The organism is Amycolatopsis sp. NPDC114505 (genome assembly GCF_055633615.1).
Genome location: NZ_JBVKDV010000002.1, coordinates 1,045,152 through 1,060,336 on the forward strand (window position 1 = coordinate 1,045,152; position 15,185 = coordinate 1,060,336).

Annotated in this window: 12 protein-coding genes; 5 read left to right on the plus strand and 7 right to left on the minus strand. The window is 70.5% G+C overall.

The genetic code is table 11. From position 1 onward, the window contains the following. Nucleotides 1-51 precede the first annotated feature (51 nt). Nucleotides 52-855, minus strand: a complete 804-nt coding sequence (locus ACZ7OU_RS22985) for an SDR family oxidoreductase (RefSeq protein ID WP_470238059.1) — start codon at nucleotides 853-855, stop codon at nucleotides 52-54. Between the two features lie 358 nt (nucleotides 856-1,213). Here ACZ7OU_RS22985 and ACZ7OU_RS22990 point away from each other — a divergent pair, with 358 nt between their 5' ends. Further along, on the plus strand, nucleotides 1,214-2,710 hold the full coding sequence (locus ACZ7OU_RS22990) for an arabinofuranosidase catalytic domain-containing protein (RefSeq protein ID WP_470256607.1): 1,497 nt from the start codon (nucleotides 1,214-1,216) through the stop codon (nucleotides 2,708-2,710). Nucleotides 2,711-2,752: 42 nt separating this feature from the next. Here the strand turns inward: ACZ7OU_RS22990 and ACZ7OU_RS22995 are convergent, their stop codons facing one another. After that, complete coding sequence (locus ACZ7OU_RS22995) at nucleotides 2,753-3,757, minus strand: ABC transporter substrate-binding protein (protein WP_470256608.1); 1,005 nt, start codon at nucleotides 3,755-3,757, stop codon at nucleotides 2,753-2,755. A gap of 290 nt (nucleotides 3,758-4,047) precedes the next feature. On the opposite strand from ACZ7OU_RS22995, the gene ACZ7OU_RS23000 reads away from it, so the two are divergent. Continuing rightward, entirely contained in the window at nucleotides 4,048-5,367 is a 1,320-nt protein-coding gene (locus ACZ7OU_RS23000; protein ID WP_470256609.1) for a serine/threonine-protein kinase, read from the plus strand. A gap of 39 nt (nucleotides 5,368-5,406) precedes the next feature. Further along, on the plus strand, nucleotides 5,407-5,745 hold the full coding sequence (locus tag ACZ7OU_RS23005; protein ID WP_470256610.1) for a hypothetical protein: 339 nt from the start codon (nucleotides 5,407-5,409) through the stop codon (nucleotides 5,743-5,745). A gap of 12 nt (nucleotides 5,746-5,757) precedes the next feature. On the opposite strand, the gene ACZ7OU_RS23010 is transcribed toward ACZ7OU_RS23005, so the two are convergent. From ACZ7OU_RS23010 to ACZ7OU_RS23020, 3 genes are all read right to left on the minus strand, one after another. After that, a complete protein-coding gene (locus ACZ7OU_RS23010) occupies nucleotides 5,758-6,576 on the minus strand; it encodes a family 1 encapsulin nanocompartment shell protein (RefSeq protein WP_470256611.1) in 819 nt (272 codons plus the stop codon). Between the two features lies 1 nt (nucleotide 6,577). Then, nucleotides 6,578-7,129, minus strand: a complete 552-nt coding sequence (locus tag ACZ7OU_RS23015) for a hemerythrin domain-containing protein (RefSeq protein ID WP_470256612.1) — start codon at nucleotides 7,127-7,129, stop codon at nucleotides 6,578-6,580. A 261-nt stretch (nucleotides 7,130-7,390) separates the two neighbouring features. Continuing rightward, nucleotides 7,391-8,941: a family 43 glycosylhydrolase gene (locus tag ACZ7OU_RS23020; protein WP_470256613.1), complete on the minus strand. Its 1,551-nt coding sequence runs from the start codon at nucleotides 8,939-8,941 to the stop codon at nucleotides 7,391-7,393. 206 nt (nucleotides 8,942-9,147) lie between these two features. Here ACZ7OU_RS23020 and ACZ7OU_RS23025 point away from each other — a divergent pair, with 206 nt between their 5' ends. Together ACZ7OU_RS23025 and ACZ7OU_RS23030 are read left to right on the plus strand one after the other, a co-directional pair. Further along, on the plus strand, nucleotides 9,148-10,881 hold the full coding sequence (locus tag ACZ7OU_RS23025) for an SGNH/GDSL hydrolase family protein (protein ID WP_470256614.1): 1,734 nt from the start codon (nucleotides 9,148-9,150) through the stop codon (nucleotides 10,879-10,881). 35 nt (nucleotides 10,882-10,916) lie between these two features. Next, on the plus strand, nucleotides 10,917-13,298 hold the full coding sequence (locus ACZ7OU_RS23030) for a glycoside hydrolase family 32 protein (protein WP_470256615.1): 2,382 nt from the start codon (nucleotides 10,917-10,919) through the stop codon (nucleotides 13,296-13,298). Here the strand turns inward: ACZ7OU_RS23030 and ACZ7OU_RS23035 are convergent. Further along, nucleotides 13,285-13,953, minus strand: coding sequence for a response regulator (locus ACZ7OU_RS23035; RefSeq protein ID WP_470256616.1), 669 nt, complete (start codon nucleotides 13,951-13,953; stop codon nucleotides 13,285-13,287). The two genes, ACZ7OU_RS23030 and ACZ7OU_RS23035, sit on opposite strands and share 14 nt — an antisense overlap. Further along, a complete protein-coding gene (locus tag ACZ7OU_RS23040) occupies nucleotides 13,950-15,062 on the minus strand; it encodes a sensor histidine kinase (protein WP_470256617.1) in 1,113 nt (370 codons plus the stop codon). The genes ACZ7OU_RS23035 and ACZ7OU_RS23040 overlap by 4 nt, the downstream gene beginning before the upstream one ends. Nucleotides 15,063-15,185: the final 123 nt, after the last annotated feature.

Below are 15,185 nucleotides of genomic sequence, written 5' to 3' on the forward strand. Positions count from 1 at the left end.
AGGCGCTGTCCGCGGGCCAAGGGAGGTACTGCGGGTACCCCCTCCTGACGCCTAGGTACCTGTCGCGGTCGTGGCGATGCCGCCGTCGACCGGGATGATGCTGCCCGTCAGGTAAGAGCTGGCCCGGCTGGCGAGGAACACGGCGATGCCTGCCATGTCGTCGTCGCGGCCGAGGCGGCGCAGCGGGGCCTTCGCCGCGATCGTGTCGCCGACGGCGTCGAGCGTGGACGCCATCATCTGCGACGGGAACGGTCCCGGCGCCACCGCGTTCACCGTGACGTGCTGGGGGCCCAGTTCCCGGGCCAGCACCCTGGTGAGCTGGTGGAGGGCCGCTTTGCTGCCGGCGTACGAGTAGTTGGGCGACTCGGCGACGTGGATGGCGGCGATACTGCCGATGTTGATGATCCGCGCGGGATCATCGGCGGTGCCCGCCCGGCGCAGCGCGGGAAGCAGCGCCTGCACCAGCCAGAACGGCGACTTGAGGTTGAGATCGAGCACGGTGTCCCATGCTTCGTCCGGGAACGTCTCCAGCGGCTCGCGCCACATCGCTCCCGCGTTGTTGACGAGGATGTCCAGGCGTTCCGAGCCGTCCTTGACGAGATCGGCGAGGCGCTGACACTCGTCGTGCCGGGACAGGTCGGCGGGAATCGCTCGGACGTCGCCGAATTCGGACAGTATCTTCTGTGCCTCCGTGCAGTTGTCCGCCTTGCGTGAGCTGATGACGACGCGAGCGCCCGCCTGCAGAAGGCCGCGCGCAATCATCATTCCGATGCCCTTGGTTCCGCCGGTGACCAGTGCGTACTTCCCACTCAGGTCGAAAAGGTCTGCGTGAGTGGTGAAGTGGGTGTCCGCCATTGATTTTCGTTCCTTTTTCCGTAGAAGCTTGTGCCGACCACGTTGGCAGACGTCCTGGGCGTCCGGGAGACCCTGGTGATACAGGTACTGGGAGAGCCACCCCGTCGGCTGCGACTGTTAGCGTTAACAGTTTGCGTGACAAGTCTGCCGAAGTCAGTCGGGCTCGATCTCGAATTTTCCCAGCTCAACACGATGTTGGACGGCGAGCACGGAAATCATCGCCTGAACATGGGCTGTTAGCGATAACAGAAACGCCTTGTCGTCGCTGCTGGTGACCGTTATCGTGCTGGGTGTGCTCGCGGCGGCGCCGGCCCCACTCGTACTGAACGGTTTCGCAGGCACACGAAAGGAGACAGCCATGGGTTTCCGGGTTCTCCGCAACCGCTGGCGGAAGGTGCTCGCGGTCGGAGCTGCCGTCCTGCTGGCAGGCGCTGCGCTGACCGTCACGACGGGTACCGCCACCGCCGCCGGCACCAGGCCGTGCGACATCTACGCCTCCGGTGGCACCCCCTGCGTCGCCGCGCACAGCACCACTCGCGCGCTGTTCGGCTCCTACGGCGGGTCGCTCTACCAGGTGCGCCGCTGGTCCGACGGGGCCACCGCCACCATCGGCGTGCTCAGCGCCGGCGGCTACGCGAACGCCGCGACGCAGGACTCCTTCTGCTCGGGCACGTACTGCACGATCGTGCGGATCTACGACCAGACGTCGCGCCACAACGACCTGACCATCGCTCCCGGCGGCGGCGCCAACCCCACCGCCGACCAGGGAGCGAACGCCGCGGCCCTGCCGGTCACCGCGGGCGGACACAAGGTGTACGGGGTCTACATCTCGGCCGGCAACGGCTACCGCAACAACAACACCAACGGTATCGCCACCGGCAGCGCGCCCGAGGGCATGTACATGGTGACCGAGGGCACGCACTTCAACGACCGCTGCTGCTTCGACTACGGCAACGCCGAAACCAGCAACAACGACACCGGCAACGGTGACATGGACGCCATCTACTTCGGCACCCTGTGCTGGTTCTCGCCGTGCAGCGGCTCCGCCCCGAAGGTCATGGCCGACCTGGAAAACGGCCTGTTCGCCGGCGGAAACGGCTCGAACACCGCCAACGCCGGCCGCAGCAGCGCGTTCGTCACCGCGGTGACCAAGAACAACGGCACCTCGACGTACGCGATCAAGGACGGCAACGCCCAGTCCGGCGGCCTCGCGACCCGCTGGAACGGATCCCTGCCGACGCAGGGCGGCTACCAGCCGATGACCAAGCAGGGCGCCATCATCCTCGGCATCGGCGGCGACAACAGCAACGGTTCGGTCGGCTCGTTCTTCGAGGGCGTGATGACCTCGGGCTACCCGTCCGACGCCACGGAGAACGCGGTCCAGGCGAACATCGTCTCGGTGGGTTACGCGAAGAGCGTCACGTTCCCGGTCGACGGCGCGAGCTACCGCCTGACGAACCTGGCGGCCGGCAAGGTCCTCGACGCCGTCAACTGCGGCACCGCCAACGGCACCGCGGTCCAGCTGTGGCAGAACCTGAACAACTCGTGTCAGCAGTGGCGTTTCAGCAGCGTCGGCGCCAACAAGTGGACGATCACCAACGTCAACTCGGGCCGGGTGCTCGACGCGGTCAACTGCGGCCTGGCCCTCGGCACCGCCACGGACCTGTGGCAGTCGCTCGGCAACAAGTGCCAGCAGTGGGCGGTGATCCCGGCCGGCAACGGGCGTTACGAGCTGGTGGTGGAGAACAGCGGCATGGTCCTCGACGACCAGAACTGCGGCACCGCCAACGGCACGAAGACGCAGATGTGGATGTGGCTCAACAACACTTGCCAGCTCTGGTCGTTCTCGTCGTAGGCCCCGCTGCCGCGGCCAGGTTCGCTGAGCGGTTTCGTCGGGTCAGCCGGCCGCCTGCGGGGCGATCATCGCCGCCGCGTCGACCTTGGTCGTGATCGCGCCCATCTGGAGCATCAGGTCGGGCACGCGCTGGAGGCGACGGGCATCCAGCCTCGCGACGAAGCTGGGCAAGCTGAGCAGCTTGGCGGAATTTTCGTCGATCTTCGCGTACTTCACCAGCAGTGGCTCGATTTTGGACCGGTCCCGGTTCGTTTCGCTGGTCGCCCTCTGCAGGGCGCGCTGGAAGGCCGCGAGGGTCTTCGGGTTCGCCTTCACCCACTTCGACGTCGCGCCGAAGCCCGAAAGCGGGAAGTCCTGGGTGGCCCCGGTGTTGACGTCCATCACCGGGATCGCGCCCGCGGTCATGGCGGCCTGGGTGAGGAACGGCTCGGGCAGCAGGGCCGCGTCGACCTGACCCCGCGCCAGCGCCGCTCCGACGTTCGGGAAGGGCATCTGGACCCAGTTCACCTTGTCGATGTCGACGCCGTGGTCCTTCATCAGCGACTTGGCCAGCAGATCGCTCGCCGTGTTGCGGGCGGTCATCGAGATCCGCCTGCCGGCGAGGTCGTTGATCGTCTTGACCGGGGAGTTCGGCGTGGTCACGATGGCGACGGACTTCGGGCTGACCGACGTCGCGTCGGCGACGAGCTGGATGTCGGCCGCGCCGGTGCTTTTCGCGACGAAGAACGGCATGTAGCTCGAGATCGCGATGTCGTTTTCGCCGGAGATGGCCTTGGCGAGCGCGGCTTGGCCGCTCGCGGCCATGACGGCTTCGACTTCGAGGCCCTCGGCCTTGAAGTAACCGGCGTCCTGGGCGAGCCACAGTGGAGCGGTGTCGACGGTGGGCAGGATCGCGACCTTGATCTTGGTCTTCTCCAGGCTGCCCCCGGTCGCGGCGCTCGACTCGAGCGCACTGCAGCCGGTGAGCGCGGTGATGGCGACGACGGTGAGCCCGAGCGCGACGCGGCGAGTGCGAACCCGGCCACCGCTCACGGCCTTTCCAAGCAAGGCCTGCTCCTTGAAAGAAGTGATGGTCCGGGACCGAATCCTGGGGAGTGAGTGACTCATTCCCGGGAGTCACGGCGGCCACTGTAGAGGCGGTGGCAGCTCGCTCACAACGGGCGGGATCAACATTTGTCAGTGTGGTCGCGTCACTCTTAGGGCTTGGCCTAGACCAACTGCTCCACTCGCCGTATCGGCTGTACGGAGCTGACAAAGCGCCGCGTGAACCGCTCGGCCGCCGGATGCGTGTGCGTGGTGGACGCGTTGCCCGCGGGACCGAGCACGGGGAGCGATGCATGACTGACGACGAAGACCTGATCGGCGGGCGCTACCGGTTGCTGTCGCGGATCGGGCCCTCGCAGTTCGGCGCCGTCTGGCGAGCGCAGGACGAGTTGCTCGGCCGTGCCGTCGCGGTCAAACAGCTCGTTCCGCACCGCGCCACCGGCAAGGCGGCGCTGCGGGCGATGCGCGAGGCCCGGATCGCGGCACGGGTGTCGCACCCTCACGCCGTCACCGTCTACGACGTGCTCGAGCACGACGGCGGGCTGTGCCTCGTGATGGAGCTGCTGCCGGCCAGCTTGGCCGGGCTCCTGCTCGAACGTCACGCCCTTCCGCAGGGTCAGATCGCCACGATCGGAAGTCAGATCGCCGCCGCGCTGACGGCCGCCCACGCCGCCGGGGTGCTGCACCGCGACGTGAGTCCCGGCAACGTTCTGCTGGCCGCCGACGGCGCCGCCAAGATCGCCGACTTCGGGATCGCCGAGGCGATCGGGGAGCCCCTCGTCACCGGCCGGCCGTTCGTCCCCGGTACGCCCGCGTTCCTGGCACCGGAGGTCGCCGACGGCGGCGAGGTCACCGAGCTTTCCGACGTCTATTCCCTGGGAGCGACGCTGTACGCGGCTCTCGAAGGGCGGCCGCCCATCGAAATCGGGGCCGGGAACCCGATCGTCATGCTCGCCCGGATCGCCCGGGAGGAGGTCACCCCGCCGGTGCGCCGTGGGCCGCTCGCGGAAGCCCTGCTGCGCATGCTCGCCCGAAAGCCCGGCGATCGGCCTTCGATGGTCGAAGCGCAGGAAATGTTCGCCAAGGCGGCGGTGCGGCCGGCGTCGCCGCCGAACAAACGCCGGTCGCGGCCGGTCCCGGAACGGCGCCGGGGAACCAAGTCCAGGAGACGACGGGTGGTCGTCGCCGGCGTCGTTGTCGGACTGTCGGCGGTCATCGCCGCCGTGGGCCTTTCCGGCGGCGCGACACGCTCGGCCGGCTCCCTGCCGGTCGCGCAACCGACGGTGCGGACCGGAGAAGGTCGTCCCCCCACGTGCGCGGCGGCCACGCAGGTCGTCGAATCGTGGCAGGGCGGCTTCAAGGCGCTGGTCACCGTCAGCAACACCGGCGCCGTCGACACCCACGGGTGGGCGGTGAGCTGGCAACCCGCCGGCGGCCGGCGCGTCGTCGACCTCTGGGACGGCACGATCACGCAGGCCAGCACCTCGGTCACGGTCGTCAACGCCGCGTGGAACGCCGGCGTGAAGGCCGACGGAGCGACCACTTTCGGCCTGATCGCGGTCGATCGCGGCCAGAGCCGGGTCCCGGAGGTACTCAGCTGTACCGCCCATTGACTCGCGCCTGGCGGGTGCGGTGGTGCCATACTTCGGGCTATGCGTCGTGTGCTGGCGGTGTCGGCCGTAGCGGTGGCCTGTTGTGCAGTCCTCGCCGCGTGCGGAAGGGACCCGCAGCAGCAGAGTGGTGCCGTCACCACTCTGTCGCCGTACCTGTGCCTGAACCGGCAAGCTGACACCGGCGCCCATTGCTTCAGCTTGGAAACCCCGGACCAGCTCGCGGGGCTGCGCGTCGGCGAATGTGTCAGCGTCACGTACTGGCCGGTGGACGGCTCGACGCTGCCGCGCTTGGCCGGCGTCGCTCCGGCCCGGCCGCAGCACCCTGATGACTGCCAGGTCGCACCTTCGACGCCGACGACACCGCCGCCCACCGCCTGACTGCCGTCGGGATCAGGTGGTCAAAGTGATGGCGGCGTCGGGTTCGACGACCCGGAAGCTGAAGCTTTCCTCCAGGTAGAGCGTCACCGTCTCGGCGTCGTGGTGGCTGTAGCCGATGGCCAGGTCCTGGCCCAGCTCGAGGGAGAAGTCGCCGCCGTCGAGGCTGGCGATCAGGGCGCCGTCCAGGCCGGGGGCGCGGACCACCTTGCCGCCGCCCAGGACGCGGCGGAGGTGGTCGAACAGCAGGTACCCGCCGTGCTCGGTGCTCTCCACGATGCGCGTGTAGCCGGCCGGGGCGATCGCGAGCCCGTACGGGCCCTTGATGCCCGCTTGGCGCAGCGTGTCCACCGCGCGGGCGACGACGCCGGGGTAGGCGTCGGGATCGTCGCCGAGTGACGGCGTGTCGTACGGGCAGGTCTCGGTGATGCCGGTGATGCCGGCCGCGGGCCAGCCGTGGAAGACGGCGCGGTTTTCGATCATCGCGATCTGCTTCGCCGCTCGGTCGAGGTCGTCGAACTCGAGGTCGTCGGCGCCGCGCTCGGCGTCGTCCAGCTCGGCGCGCGAGACCGTGAACGGCACGCGCACCTCAGTGAGCGGCAGGACCTTTCGTTGCCGGACCACCGCGCCTTCGCCCGCTTCGGCCAGTGACGCGGCGGCGAGCGTCGAAGTCCGTCCCAGGTCGGTCGCGGAGTGGCCCCAGCCGTGCGGGCCGGAGACGTCGACCAGGCGGCGGGCCGCGAGGTGGGTCTGCAGGCGCTCCTTGGCCTCGGCGTCGACCTCCTTCCAGCCCGCGTCGGTGATCGGGGCCAGGTCGCGCATCAGGTGGTTCATGTCAGTCCTGTTCCTTGAGGCTGCCGATGCCGAGCGAAGCGTCGGCGGGACGGTCGCCGAGCTTCGCCTCGACGTACTCCTGCGGGTCGAGGTCGCTGACGTCCAGGTCGCGGGCGCCCTCGTGCTGCCGCTTGAACTCCGCGAACCGCCGGCCGAGCTCCTCGCGCAGGCCGGGGTCGGCGTGCCGCCGGAAGTCCGACAGGCCTTCGTCCTCCTCCTCGGCCATGTGCTCGCTGTTGGCCATGCGTGCCTGGTGGACGGCCGCGTGCCAGGCGGTGCTGCCGACGGGGTGCAGGGCGGCCTCGTGGACGCCGTCGCGGATGTCGTTGTGGTCGCCGATCGCGTCGAGCGTCTCCTCCTCGGCGTCTTCGCCGCGGCGGAGCAGGTGGGGGTAGAAGATCTCCTCCTCGGCGCGGGCGTGGACGTCGAGCAGGTCGGCCAGCGGCTGCCAGACCTCGGCCAGGTCGGCGGGGTCGGTGAGGTCGTCGAGCCGGGCGAACTGGCGCCGGAACCAGTCGTGGTCGTCGAGGATGAGGCTGGTGATGTCGGCCATCCCGCATTCCTACCCCGGATGGCGCGTCGCGCAAACCCGGCTCGGCCGCCGGAGTCCCACTGACGGGTGAAAAGGGCTGCCGGACCGGTGCGACCGGACACCCGGCGCCAGGTTCCGACGAGCTGTTCCTGCGCCGCTACCGCCACGACGAGCCGGTCGGAGCGGCGCCATCGGTACTTCGGTGTTCGGCGCCTTGCCGCTCGGCGGTCGTCCAGTTCGGACTCGCGGTCACCGCTGTCGTGCTCGGGTCGTGAGCCCGGCTCACCGCACGGCGGTCCAGAACTTCAAGGACCGCCCGGGCTCCGCGCGGAAGGTCGCGCCGCCGTCGTTGCTGTAGGCCTCGCCGCCTGCCGGGTACGGCGTGGAATCGTTGTATGCCAAGCCGTAGCAGCCGGTCGTGGTGGCCGAGCGCACCATCAACCCGTACCGCTGCCCGGCTGTGACGCCGACGTTCGGCCGCACAGTGACGTCGCGGGGTGACCAGCCGATGCTCGTCGTGGGCACGACGGTCGTGCTGAGCGCGGTGCCGGTCGGCCGGGAGGCGTCGTCCGCGCGGTAGACGCTGATCTCCAGCCCGGCATTCGGGTTGCCGGCCTGGAAACTGGTGTAGGAGACCCCCGACAAGGTGCCGGTCCGGCCGGCGACGAACGTCTGGAACCGGGCGACGCCGGAGCCGACGTCGCAGTACGAACGGAACCCGTCGACGCCGTCGGACTGGTCGGCTCGCGGGAGCGGGAGCTGGTTGCCCGGCGCGCCTGGGGCGAGGGTGAGGGAGAAGTCGTTCCGGCAGGTGATCGGCGCGATCGCCCCGGCCGCGGTGAACTCCAGCGGTGTCCAGAAGAAGTTCGCGAGTGCCTCGTTGCGCTGGCCGTTGTTCCACAGGTCGCTGGCGTAGAGGTAGGCGGTGCCGGATGGCGTCGGGATCGTCGAGACGAACGAAGGCTGCCCGCCGCACGAGTTGTCGCTGATCTTCGCCGGTGCCGACCACGGCCCCAGCGGGCTCGGCGCGGTGCGGTAGGACGTCCCGGTGCCCGAGCAGTAGCCGCAGTTGGGGTCGGAGTACGTCAGGTAGTAGGTGCTGCCGCGCTTGAACAGCGCCGGCGCCTCCGTGCGGGTCTGGCCGACCCGGGTGTACTGCCCGGTCCCGGTGAGGTAGTTCCGCGACAGGCGTTCCACGACGATGTCGCCCCCGGTGCGCCAGTCGGTGTAGGCGAGGTAGCCGGTGCCGTCGGTGTCGACGAACACGTCGTGGTCGCCGTTGTTGGTTTCCCGCGCGGGTGCGTCGTTGTTGACCGCCAGCGTCGGCACCGGCGCCTCGGTGAACGGGCCCGTCGGGGCCGCGCTGGTGAGCACGCGGAAGCCGACCTGGTTGTCGTAGACGTTCACCCACAGCACGTACCGGCGGGTGCTCGCGTCGTACCCGACGTGGGGACGGAAACAGCCGTAGGTGGCACCGTCGCACCGGCTCTGCCAGACGCCGCTGGCGTCGAAGAGCCGGCCGCGGTCGGTCCAGTGCCGCAGGTCGGGGGAGCTGTAGACCTTGAAGCCGCAGAAGGGCGAACTCGTGGCCTGCCAGGCGAACCCGCAGTCGTAGCTGGTGCCGTAGAGGTAGTAGGTGCCGCCGAAGAAAGCGATCTCTCCGTCGTGGGCGTCCACGGAGTTGCCCTGGGTGTCGAACCGGACGACCTGGTCGCCTCGGGCGTCGAAGTTGGTGACGGTCGTCGTGAAGGCGCATCCGGTCGCCGCGGTCGCCGGAGAAGCCAGCGCCAAGGCGGTCGCCAGCGCGAGCACAAGAGTGCGGATCGATCTCATGGTTCCTCCCGGGCCGGCGATATGAAACGATTCAAGTGTCGGCAAGCTACGTGATCCAGGTCACGGCCGTCAAGGAATGGCCGATTTCTTGTCCGGTGCAGGCCTGGCGCGGACGTGATCTCACCTCATTGGCGGTTGTTGACGTCGTGGACGCGGTGCCATGGTGCGTAAAACGTTTCATACTGCGCTGCCCCGCGGAGGAACTCGTGAAACGGATCTTGCCGGCCGCCCTGCTGGTCGCCGGGCTGCTCGTCCCGGCCGCGCCGGCGGACGCGGCGGTCACCTACCCGGACCTCGCGGCCGCGTTCGACAACACCGGCACCAGCCCGGCCGGCGCGCCGGCGTCGGCGGACCTGGACGGCAGCGGGCACAGCCTCGTCGCCGAAGACTTCACCGCCGCCGGCTGGGACCGCGGCCGGGTCGTCACGGTCGACGGCGCGCCGCTGCGGCTGCCCGTCGCCGCGCCGGGGACGCCCGACAACGTTGTCGCCGACGGCCAGCGCATCCGCGGCCGCTTCACCGGTGCCGCCTTGTCGTTCCTCGTGACCAGCACCGGGACGGCCACCGACGGCACCGGGCAGCTCGAGTACGCCGACGGGCACGTCCGGGACTTCCGGCTGAGCGCGCCGGACTGGATCGTCGGGCCGAGCGGCCGGCTGACGGTGGCGTTCCCGCGGTGGAACACCCCGGCCGGCCCCAGCGCCGTTCCCGCGAAGCTCTACACCGTCTCGGTCCCGCTCGACCCCGGCGCCCCGGTCACCGCCGTCACCTTGCCGAAGACGGCTTCGGGCGGCGCTCTGCACGTGTTCTCGATCGGCACCCGGCCGGCGTCCGGGACCTGGACGCCGACGTGGGCCACCGCCACGGACGACGGCCTCGCCGCCGGCCCGTGGACCGAACGCACGCTGCGGATGGTGGAGCACACCAGCCGCGGCGGCTCCCAGGTGCGGATCCGGCTGGACAACGCCTACGACCCCGGGCCGCTGGTCGTCGGCCACGCGACCGTCGCCGTCCGGGGCGCGGGCGCGGTCCCGACGCGCACACCGGTGACGCTGACCTTCGGCGGACAGCGCGAAGCGGCGCTCCCGGCGGGCGGGCAGGCCGTCAGCGACCCCGTGCCGTTCGCCGTGCCCGCCGGCGCGGACCTGCTGGTGAGCCTGTACCTCAAGGGCACGGTCACCAACGCGCCCATGCACAGCGTCGCCGTGCAGGACATGTACACCACGGCGGACGGCACCGGGGACCACACGGCCGACGTCGCCGAGTTCCCGTCCTCGGGCACCTTCGGCTTCTGGACGATCCTCTCCGGCATCGACGTGACCGGCCCGGGCGGCACCGTGGTCGCGTTCGGCGACTCCATCACCGACGGCTACCTGTCGACCCCGAACACGAACAGCCGCTGGCCGGACTTCCTGGCGCGGCGCCTGCCGGGCCGCGCCGTCGTGAACGAAGGCATCTCCGGCAACCGGATCCTGCAGGACGCCTTCAGCGGCCTCCCCGACGGCCGCACGGCCGGCGTCAGCGCACTGGCCCGGCTGAACCACGACCTGACCAGCCTGCCGGGGGTGCGGACCGCGATCGTCCTCGAAGGCATCAACGACATCAACAGCGGTGCGAGCGCCGCCGACGTCATCGCCGGGCTGAAGGAGATCGCCGCCGGACTGCACGCGGCCCGCATCCGGGTGCTGGCCGGCACGCTCACCCCGATCAAGGGGTGCACCTGCAGCAGCGACGCACACCTGGCGGCGCGCGTCGAGGTCAACGCCTTCATCCGCGACAACGGCGGGGTGTTCGACGGCTGGGTCGACTTCGACGCCGCCGTCCGCAACCCGGCCGACCCGGAGACGATGCTCGCCGGCTACGACTCCGGCGACCACCTCCACCCCGGCGACGCGGGCTACCGCGCCATGGCCGCGGCCGTCCCGCTCGACCGGCTGTGAACGTCCACTTCGGAGTGTCGTGAAAGGAGAGTCCCATGGTCCGCCGGATGCTCGCGGTCGTGCTCCTGGCCGCGTCGGCCGTCCTGGTTCCCGCGACTCCGGCGAGCGCCGGAACCGCCTGGGACTACCCGGAGTTCCCCTACCCGGCCACCACCTACTCGGAGCCGTTCCGGGGCCAGTTCCACTTCAGCTCGCAGTCGGGGTGGATGAACGACCCCACCGGGCTGGTCTACGCGAACGGGCACTACCACTTCTTCTACCAGCACAACCCGCACGGCCTGGACTGGGCCACGATGCACTGGGGCCACGCGACGAGCCCGGACCTCGTGCGCTGGACGCAGAAACCGGTCGCGCTGGAGCCCGGGGTGCACCCGGGAACGCTGTTCTCCGGCGGGGGAGTGGTCGACAAGGCGAACACGTCGGGACTCAAGACCGGCCCGCTCGACCCGATCGTGGTGTTCTCCAACACCGACGGCGTCAGCGTGTTCTACAGCAACGACGACGGCCGCAGCTTCCAGTCCTACGACCAGGGCCGCAAGCAGATCGACATCCCGGCGGACAGCCGCGACCCGAAGGTGGTGTGGGACGCCGCCCGCAACCAGTGGGTGATGGTCGTCTGGTCGAACCGGGGCGGCAACGGCGTCGACCTCTACACGTCGCCGAACCTGCTGAAGTGGACCTTCGCCGGCCGGTACGCGGGTGATTGGCTCTTCGAGTGCCCGGACCTGTTCCCGCTCGGCGGGCAGTGGGTGCTGACGTCGGCGTCGAGCGACTACGTCGTCGGCACGTTCGACGGCCGCACGTTCCGCACCGACCGGCCGCAGCCGAAGAAGATGAACCTCGGGACCACGTACGCGGGCGGCACGTTCTACGCCGCGGAGACGTTCACCGGCACGCCCGACGGCCGCGTCGTGCAGATGGCGTGGCAGGGCGGAAACCGCGGGAGCACCTGGACCGGCAACGCGACCTTCCCGGTCACGCTCGCCCTGGCGGACTCGCCGGACGGTCCCGTGGTGACGCGCACGCCCGTCACCGAGCTGAACGCGCTGCGCGCCGACAGCCGGACGTGGCGCAACGAGACCGTCCGGGACGGGCGCAACCTCTTCGACGGGATCCGCGCCGACACCTACGAGATCACCGCCACGTTCGACCTCGCCGGGGCGACCGCGAGCCAGTTCGGGTTCGCGCTGCACAGCCGGTCCGACGGCACGGCCGACCGCGTCGTCGCCTACGACCGCGCCGCCGGCACGCTCTACGGCAAACCGCTGGCGCCCAGCGGGAACAAGGTGAGCGTGCGGCTGCTGGTCGACCGCGGGCAGCTCGAGCTGTTCGCCGACGGCGGGAAGTTCTCCTTGGCCGACAACGTCGACTTCGACTCGGCCGCGGTGAGCCAGGGGATCCGGCTGTTCGCCACCGGGGGCCAGGTACGCCTCGAGAACGCGACGTTCACGCGGCTGGGCACCAGCTGGGGCACCGACCAGTCCACTTTGGAGAGCACACTGGCCGGTCCGTGGCACGCGGCCGGCGGCGCGTGGACCGACACGAGCGGCGGCAAGCGGGCGCAGACCACCGGAGACGCGTTCTACCTGAGCGCGAGCAGCGCGTCCGACGGCGTGTACCAGGGTGACGTCCGGCTCGACACCGCCCAGGCGGCGGGCCTGACGTTCCGCGCCACGCCCGAAGGAGCCGGCTACACGGCGAACATCGACCGCGGCGGCGTGGTCAAGCTCTGGCGGCCGGGGCGTGACATCGCGACGTACGCGACACCGATCGCGCAGGGCCAGACCCACCACCTGCGCGTGGAGACCGCCGGTTCGCGCATCCGGGTCTGGCTCGACCACGGCGGCGACCCGGTCATCGACGCGACGGACACCGCGTACGCGTCCGGGCTGTCCGGCGCGAACGCGTACGGGGGAGCGGCGACCGTCCAGAACCTGAACACCGGCCCGGGCGGTTTCACCGCCTTCCCGTCGGGGCCGTGGACCGCGCCGAGCGGCACGTGGACGACGACCCCGGCCGGTCTGCGCGGAAGTGCGGCCGGTGACGGCTTCTTCCTCAGCGACCGCACCGGAACGGACTTCACCTACCAGGGCGACCTGTCGGTCACCAACGGGACGGCGGCGGGCCTGACGTTCCGGGCGGCGGCCGACGGAACCGGCTACACGGCGACCATCGACACCAGCGGCCTGCTCAAGCTGTGGCGGCCGGGCAAGGACATCGCGATCCAGACGACGCCGATCGTCGAGGGGCGGACCTACCACGTGACGGTCCGGACCGCGGGATCGCGGATCCAGGTCTGGCTGGGAGACGCCGCCGACCCGCTCATCGACGCGACCGACACCACCTACGCGTCCGGGCGGTTCGGTGTGAACGCCTACGCGGGCAACGTGATCGCGCAGAACCTCAAGCTGGGTTGAGACCGGTGGGGGTCACCAGGCCGGATTCGTAGGCGAAGACCACGAGCTGGGCGCGGTCGCGGGCGCGCAGTTTGGTCATGGCCCGGTTGACGTGCGTCTTCGCGGTCAGCGGGGTGATCACCATGTGGCAGGCGATCTCGTCGTTGGACAGGCCCCGCGCGACCAGGGTGACGGCTTCGCGTTCGCGGTTGGTCAGTTCTTTCAGCACTTTCAGCCGGGTGCCGGGCGGACGGGTGATGTAACGGTTGATCAGCTTGCGGGTGATCGTCGGCGCGAGCAGGGCGTCGCCGCGCGCCGCGACGCGGACGGCGTGCAGGAAGTCTTCCGGCAGGATGTCCTTGACGAGGAATCCCGCCGCGCCGGCGCGCAGCCCCTCGAAGACGTGGTCGTCCAAGCCGTAGTTGGTCAGGATGACGACGTGCACCGCGGCCAGGGCCGGGTCGGCGGCGATGCGCCGGGTCGTCTCGATGCCGTCGAGGACCGGCATCTGGATGTCGACGAGCGCGACGTCGGGCAGGTGCCGCTCGGCCAGCGCCAGGCCTTCGAGGCCGTCGCCGGCCTCGGCCACCACTTCGATGTCGTCCTCGATGTCGAGGAGCGCGCGGAATCCGCGGCGGATGAGCGGCTGGTCGTCGACCAGCAGGACCCGGATCATGACGGGTGATCCACGGGAAGTTCGGCGTGGACGGTGAAGCCGCCCTCGCTGCGCGGTCCGGCCCGCAGCTGACCGCCGAGGGCGGCGACCCGTTCGCGCATCCCGACCAGCCCGACGCCGGGCACCGGCGCGGTGTCCGGCACGGCCTCGCCGTCGTCTTCGACCCGGATGACCAGTGCGTCGGGCCGGTAGTCGATCCGGACCGACGCGGTCGCGGCGGCGGCGTGCCGGGCGACGTTGGTCAGCGACTCCTGGACGATCCGGTAGGCGGTCCGGTCCACCGCGGCCGGCACGTCGTCGTGGTGTCCCTCGATCGTCAGCGTCGCGTCCAGGCCGTTCGTCCGGGCCCGGTGCACCAGGTCCGGGACGTGGTCGAGCCCGTGCGACACGTTCTTGTCGTCGTCACGCAGTGCCCCCAGGGTCGCGCGCAGCTCCCGGGCCGCCTCACGACCGGCCTCGCGGATCGCCAGCAGCGCGTCCGGTACTTCCTCACCCCGTTTCCTGGCGACGTGCACGGCGGCTTCGGCCTGCACCTTGATGACCGAGATCTGGTGGGTGAGCGAATCGTGCAGCTCCCGCGCGATGTGCAGCCGCTCCTCGTCGGCACGGCGGCGCGCGGTCTCCTCGCGGGTGCGCTCGGCCTGATCCGCCCGGCGCTCGGCCTGGCGCAGCGCTTCACCCGCCGCACCGGCGGCGATCAGCCAGGCCAGTTGCAGGACGTCCCGCGCCTGCGTGAACGCGTCGCCCACCGCGAAGCCGCGGGGAGAGGCGAGGAGCGCCAGCGGGACGGCAGCCAGCATGAGCACCGAAGCGGCCACCGTGACGACGCGGTGTCCCGCCCGCACCGAGCCGTAGACCGCGAACAGGTAGGCCACGACCGGAACGTCGAAACCGACGGCCTGGTAACCCAGCGCGCACACCGCGGTCACGGCCAGCACGACGACCGGAGCCCGGCGGCGCGCGGCCAGCGCCAGCCCGCCGATGACCAGCAACGCGTAGCCCACCGGGTCGAGGCTCGTCGCGGGGTGCTGCTCGGCCAGCCCGGCGACCAGCAGGCTCGCCGCCACCCCGGTGGCGATCACCCAGTCCCCGATCCATGCCCGGCCCATGCGCGCACCCTAGCCGGATGTTCGTCCGCGCGAGTCCTGCGTGCGGAGGATGAACCGCCTACCGCGTTCGCGGTACTTCCGACATTCCTGCTGCGCTCGCGGCAGCGTGAAGTGCCCGCGTCC

Excerpts from the sequence above, each read along its gene's own strand:
- ACZ7OU_RS23000 (WP_470256609.1), top strand. The coding sequence starts at position 4,048 with ATGACTGACGACGAAGACCTGATCGGCGGGCGCTACCGGTTGCTGTCG.
- ACZ7OU_RS22990 (WP_470256607.1), top strand. The coding sequence starts at position 1,214 with ATGGGTTTCCGGGTTCTCCGCAACCGCTGGCGGAAGGTGCTCGCGGTC.
- ACZ7OU_RS23020 (WP_470256613.1), bottom strand. The coding sequence starts at position 8,941 with ATGAGATCGATCCGCACTCTTGTGCTCGCGCTGGCGACCGCCTTGGCG.
- ACZ7OU_RS23030 (WP_470256615.1), top strand. The coding sequence starts at position 10,917 with ATGGTCCGCCGGATGCTCGCGGTCGTGCTCCTGGCCGCGTCGGCCGTC.
- ACZ7OU_RS23015 (WP_470256612.1), bottom strand. The coding sequence starts at position 7,129 with ATGGCCGACATCACCAGCCTCATCCTCGACGACCACGACTGGTTCCGG.
- ACZ7OU_RS23040 (WP_470256617.1), bottom strand. The coding sequence starts at position 15,062 with ATGGGCCGGGCATGGATCGGGGACTGGGTGATCGCCACCGGGGTGGCG.
- ACZ7OU_RS23005 (WP_470256610.1), top strand. The coding sequence starts at position 5,407 with ATGCGTCGTGTGCTGGCGGTGTCGGCCGTAGCGGTGGCCTGTTGTGCA.
- ACZ7OU_RS23010 (WP_470256611.1), bottom strand. The coding sequence starts at position 6,576 with ATGAACCACCTGATGCGCGACCTGGCCCCGATCACCGACGCGGGCTGG.
- ACZ7OU_RS23035 (WP_470256616.1), bottom strand. The coding sequence starts at position 13,953 with ATGATCCGGGTCCTGCTGGTCGACGACCAGCCGCTCATCCGCCGCGGA.
- ACZ7OU_RS22985 (WP_470238059.1), bottom strand. The coding sequence starts at position 855 with ATGGCGGACACCCACTTCACCACTCACGCAGACCTTTTCGACCTGAGT.